Genomic DNA, 5,435 nt, shown 5'->3' with positions numbered 1-5,435 from the left:
GCCCCTGAGCTCCTACTCCTTAAGCTCCCCATCCCCTCCCAGCCCCAGGTACCGCCGAGTGAAGTCCAGCTCCAGGCGGACCTGCTTGATGCGCTCCTCGACGACCAGCGAGCCGTGGCCGGCGTCGTAGCGGTAGACCTCGTGCGGGTGGTTGCGGGCCTTCAGGCGGTCGACGTAGTTCTCCACCTGGCGGATGGGGCAGCGCGGGTCGTTGACCCCGGCGGAGATGTAGACCGGCGCGCGCACCGCGTCCACGTACGTCAGCGGGGAGGACGCCTCGAAGCGCTCCGGGACCTCCTCAGGCGTCCCGCCGAGCAGCGTGCGGTCCATCGCCTTCAGGGCTTCCATCTCGTCGTGGTACGCGGTGACGTAGTCCGCCACCGGGACCGCGGCCAGGCCGAGCGCCCACGCCTCGGGCTGGGTGCCCAGCCCGAGCAGCGTCAGATAGCCGCCCCACGAGCCGCCGGACAGCACCAGCCGCTGCGGGTCGGCCAGCCCGGAGGAGACGGCCCATTCCCGTACCGCCGCGATGTCCTCCAGCTCGATCAGCCCGACGCGGTGCTTGAGCGCATCCGTCCACTCGCGGCCGTAGCCCGTCGAGCCGCGGTAGTTCACGCGGACCACGGCGAAACCGTGGTCCACCCACGCCGCGGGCCCGGACGCGAAAGCATCGCTGTCGTGCCACGTCGGGCCACCGTGCACCTCGAAGACGGTCGGGAACGGGCCATCGCCCTCCGGCCGCTGGACCAGCGCGTGGACTGTGCCGCCGGGGCCCTCGACCCACGCGTCCGTCACCGGCACCGACCCCGGCGCCTTCGCCCCGGGCGGGTCCAGGACGACCGCCCCGCTGGTCGAGCGCACCTCCGGCGGCTGCGCGGCCGACGACCAGAGGAACTCCACCGCGCCGTCCGGCCGCGCCGTCGCCCCGGAGATCGTCCCGGTGGGCGTCTCGACGCGGGCCAGCGTCCGCGTCAGCGGTTCGTAGCGCCACAGCTCGGCGCGCGCCCGGAACTCGTGCTCCACCAGCAGGGCCGCGCCGTCCGGATACCAGTCGGCGCCGACGTCGCCCGGCAGGTCGATCGCCAGGGCGCTCTCCTCGCCCGACAGCGGGTCCCAGATCATCGGCTCCCAGCGCCCGCGCCGCTGGTGGCCCACCAGCAGCCGGGAGTCGCCGTCCACCGGCGCGAAGCCCATCACCGAAAGGCCCAGCTCCTCGGTGCCGCCCTTGGTGTCGTCCAGCTCGGCGACGGTCGAGCCGTCCGGCCGTACGACGCGGACCGCGGAGTGCATCGCGTCACCGTGCTCGGTGTGCTCGATCGCGATCAGGGAGCCGTCGTGCGACAGGGCGCCGACGCCCGCCGATTCGCGGTGCCGGTAGATCTCGACCGGCGGCTGTCCGGGCCGTACGACATGGATGGTGGTGCCGTCCTCGTCCGTGGAGCGGCCGATCACCGCCGTGCCGTCCCGGCCGAGCGCCAGGCCCGCCGGGTACGAGGGCTCCAGGCCGGGCGCGGCCGGCTCGTCCGCGCCGCCGCCGAACGGCTGCCGCATCCAGACGCCGAACTCGTCGCCGTCGGTGTCCGAGAACCACCAGATCCACTCGCCGTCCGGCGTCAGGGTGCCGTCCGTCGTGCCGTTCGGCCGGTCCGTGACCTGCCGCTGCCCGCCGGTCGCCCGGTCCCAGGCGTACAGCTCGAAGGTGCCCGTCGCGTTCGAGACGAACAGCGAGCGGTCCGGGGCGTCCTCGGCCCACTCGGGCAGGCTGACCCGCGGCGCCCGGAAGCGCTTCTCCCAGTCCGGCGCGGCACCGGGGGAACCGGCCGCCCGCGGGGCGCCCGCCGCCCCGGAGCTGTCAGTGTTGGCAGTGGTGGTCTCGTCAGTCATGGCCCCATTCTGCGCAGGGTCGGGAAAAATCCGCTGGCGCGGCCCCCAGCCTGTGGATAACTTCGGCGGATGCTGACACACAAGGGACCCGAGGACTGGCGTGCGGCCAACCGGGCCATGTGGGACGAGCGCGTTCCCCTGCACCTCGCCAGCGACTACTACGACCAGGACGGCTTCCGCCGGCGCCGCGACGTGATCCGCGACTTCGAGGTGGCGGAGGTCGGCGACGTCACCGGCAGGACGCTGCTGCACCTCCAGTGCCACATCGGCCAGGACACCCTGTCCTGGGCCCACCGCGGCGCCGCCCACGCCGTCGGTCTGGACTTCTCCGAGCCCGCCGTCGAGGCGGCCCGCGCGATGGCCGCCGAGCTGGGCATCGGCCCGGACCGCGCCACGTTCCTCGCCGCCGATGTGTACGACGCGGCCGAGGCCGTCGCCGCCTCCGCGACCGCCCCCGACACGTACGACATCGTCTACACCGGCATCGGCTCGCTGTGCTGGCTCCCGGACATCCGCCGCTGGGCCGAGACGGCCGCCTCGCTGATCACCCCCGGCGGCTTCCTCTACCTCGCCGAGTTCCACCCGCTCACCGACGCCCTGGACGACGAGAGCGGCTCGCGTATCGCGCACGACTACTTCAGCCAGGATGCCTGGGTCGACGAGAGCCCCGGTACGTATACGGACTTCTCGGCCCCCACGGTCAACAACCGCCGCGTCGAATGGCAGCACACCCTCGGCGACGTGGTCTCCGCGCTGGCCGCGACGGGCCTGCGCCTGGAGTTCCTGCACGAGCACGACATGACGATGTTCCAGCGCTTCGGCTCGCTGGAACGCGGGGACGACGGCTTCTACCGTCTGCCCGCAGGCCGTCCCCGCGTCCCGCTCATGTACTCGCTCAAGGCGACGCGCCCGTAAGGCTCACGCCGCGCCCGAGGTGTTCACCGCGCCTGCTCGTCGCCTCACACGAACTTCTGCGGCCGGTGCCACAGCGCGTCGTCCGTGCCGCGGAAGAACAGCTCCAGCCGCCCGTCGCGGTTGGTGCCGACGACCGGGTCGCCGCCGACGTTGCGTACCAGCTCGAAGTGGCCGCTCCAGTCCACGCCGTTGATCCGCGACTCCTCGGCCGCGTACATGTGGCCGTTGGTGCTGTGGTGGAAGACCACCAGCCGCCCGTCGGCCGCGCGCGCGAGCGCGGGTGTGCCCTGGACGCCGCCGCCCAGGCTGGACGCGGAGGTCCAGGAGTCGTAGCCGGCCTTCTGCTGGATGTGCCACAGCTGGGTGTCCGTGCCGCGGAAGAAGACGTGGATGCGCTGGTCGGAGTCGAGACCGGCCTCGACGCCGCCGCCTATGTTGCGGACCAGTTCGAAGTGCCCGCTCCAGGAGTCGCTGGAGTCGGGGACCTTCTGCTGGTTGTCGTAGAGGTTGCCGTTGGTGCTGTGGTGGAAGACCTCCAGCTTGCCGTCGCCGGCGCGGGCCACCGCCGGGTTGCCCTGCACGCCGCCGGCCAGGCTGGACGGTGCCACCCAGCTCTCGTATTCGACGTTGAGCTGGTACACGTGCCACAGCTGGGTGTCCGTGCCCCGGAAGAAGACGTCGAGGCGCCCGTCGGCGTTCATGGCGGGGACCGGGTCGCCGCCGATGTTGCGCACGAGGACGTCGTCCGGGCTGAAGCCGACGTTGATCGCGCCCTGCCGTACGTGGTGCAGATGCCCGTCGGCGCCCTTGTAGAAGACGGAGATCCGGCCGTCCACGCCGCGGATCGCGTTGGGCTCGCTGCCCAGCACGCCGCCCAGGTTCTCCCAGTCGCTCCAGCCGCCGTCGCGCTTCTGCCAGATCGTCCACAGGGCCTGCTCGCCCTTGCCGCGGGCGAACACCTGGAGTCGGCCGTCGGCGTTGGGGGCCACGGAGGGGTTGCCCACGATCTGCCCGTTCAGGGACGAGAGCTCGTCCCAGGCCATGCCGGGCGTGGTGGGGATGTCGACCATGATCGCTCTCCTTCGTGCGTACGAGTGGAGCAGGTCGGCGCACAGGCTAGCCACGGGAACCCGGTCCGAGAACGCGGCGCGGTCGATTGACCGGAATCGCCCGCGGATACCCGGCCAAGAGCGGTATCGACGGCCTCGCGGGCGTACGCGCGCGAGGGCGCCCCCGCATGTCGGCCCCGGATCCCCGCCCGCCTCAATCAACTCCCCGGGCCCGCTTGAACCGCGCCAGACCGTCGGCCAGATCGACCACCGGTTCCGGGTAGTCCAGCTTCGCCCGCGCCGACGCGGGCGACAGCTTCCACGGCTGGTGGACCGCCCCGCCTTCCAGGCCCGGCACGTCCGCCAGCTCCGGCACCCAGCGCCGTACGTACGCGCCGTCGGCGTCGAAACGCCTCGCCTGGGCCAGCGGGTTGAGGACCCGGTTGGGGCGCGTGTCGGTACCGGTGCCCGCCGCCCACTGCCAGTTCAGCTGATTGTTGGCGAGATCGCCGTCCACCAGGAGCGACAGGAAGTGCGCCGCGCCGAGCCGCCAGTCCAGATACAGCGTCTTCGTCAGGAAACTCGCGGTCAGCAGGCGCGCGCGGTTGTGCATCCACCCCTCGTGGGCGAGCTGCCGCATCGCCGCGTCCACGATCGGGTAGCCGGTGCGCCCCGTACGCCACGCCTCGGCCTCCTGATCGTCGCGGCGCCAGCGGTCGTGCCGCGTCCGGTAATCGGCGTGCGCCGCGGAGGGGCGCGCCGCGAGCACCTGATGGTGGAAGTCCCGCCAGGCCAGCTGCCGTACGAAGGCATCGCCGCCCGCCCCTTCCCCGCCGGCCTTACGGGCGCGCTGGACCAGTTCGACGGCGGACAGCGTTCCGAAGTGCAGATGCGGCGAGAGGCGGGAGGTCGCGTCCCCGGCGAGGTCGTCCTGCCGCTGCGCGTAGCGGTCGAGCGGGCCGCGCAGCCACGCCGTCATCCGGCGGCGGCCCTCGGTCTCGCCGCCCGCGGCCAGCCCCGGCGACGCCCCGGGCACATCGCGGCGCCGCGGCACGGGCCGCGAGTCGGCCCCGTCGGGCACCCGCAGCCGCCGCGGCGGCCGCAGCACGTCGCGGTGGCGCTCGGCCTGCCAGCGGCGGAAGTACGGCGTGAAGACCGCGAAGTGGTCGCGGCCGGCCGGGGTGACCGTGCCCGGCGCGAGGGCGGTGATCACCGCGTCGTGCACGTGCAGCCGCCGCCCGTCGGCCTCCAGCGCGCGCCGCAGCCGCTCCTCCCTGCGGTGCGCGTACGCGCTGACGCCGCCCGCGATGTGCACGTCACGGGCGTCCGCCGCCGCGGCCGCCCTCGCCGCCTGCTCGACGACATCTCCCGTACGGACGACGAGCCGGCCCCCGCGCGAGCGCAGCGCCTCGTCCAGGTCCGTCAGGCAATCGGCCAGGAAGGCGCGGCGGTTGGGCACGTCGAACCCCGCGGCCCGTACGCCGTCGTCCTCGACGAACAGCGGCACGACGCCGCCGTCGCCCTTGGAGGCGGCGTTCAGCACGGGGTTGTCGTGGACCCGCAGGTCGGAGGTGAACAGGGCGATCG

At 73.1% G+C, this 5,435-nt stretch carries 4 protein-coding genes; 1 reads left to right on the top strand and 3 read right to left on the bottom strand.

The features are described 5' to 3' along the window. Positions 1-12: 12 nt before the first annotated feature. Positions 13-1,884: a S9 family peptidase gene (locus tag ADK86_RS12495; protein ID WP_053696652.1), complete on the bottom strand. Its 1,872-nt coding sequence runs from the start codon at positions 1,882-1,884 to the stop codon at positions 13-15. Between the two features lie 69 nt (positions 1,885-1,953). On the opposite strand from ADK86_RS12495, the gene ADK86_RS12490 reads away from it, so the two are divergent. Then, positions 1,954-2,799: a class I SAM-dependent methyltransferase gene (locus ADK86_RS12490; RefSeq protein ID WP_053696651.1), complete on the top strand. Its 846-nt coding sequence runs from the start codon at positions 1,954-1,956 to the stop codon at positions 2,797-2,799. A gap of 44 nt (positions 2,800-2,843) precedes the next feature. Here ADK86_RS12490 and ADK86_RS12485 read toward each other — a convergent pair whose 3' ends face one another. Together ADK86_RS12485 and ADK86_RS12480 are read right to left on the bottom strand one after the other, a co-directional pair. After that, positions 2,844-3,869, bottom strand: a complete 1,026-nt coding sequence (locus ADK86_RS12485; protein ID WP_053696650.1) for a hypothetical protein — start codon at positions 3,867-3,869, stop codon at positions 2,844-2,846. Positions 3,870-4,062: 193 nt separating this feature from the next. Further along, on the bottom strand, positions 4,063-5,433 hold the full coding sequence (locus tag ADK86_RS12480) for a cryptochrome/photolyase family protein (RefSeq protein ID WP_053696649.1): 1,371 nt from the start codon (positions 5,431-5,433) through the stop codon (positions 4,063-4,065). Between the last annotated feature and the right edge of the window lie 2 nt (positions 5,434-5,435).

It is taken from the genome of Streptomyces sp. NRRL F-5755, assembly GCF_001279365.1.
Lineage (GTDB): Bacteria > Actinomycetota > Actinomycetes > Streptomycetales > Streptomycetaceae > Streptomyces > Streptomyces rimosus.
The sequence above is the reverse complement of the archived record's forward strand: the minus strand, read 5'-3'. Positions and strand labels throughout refer to the sequence as shown.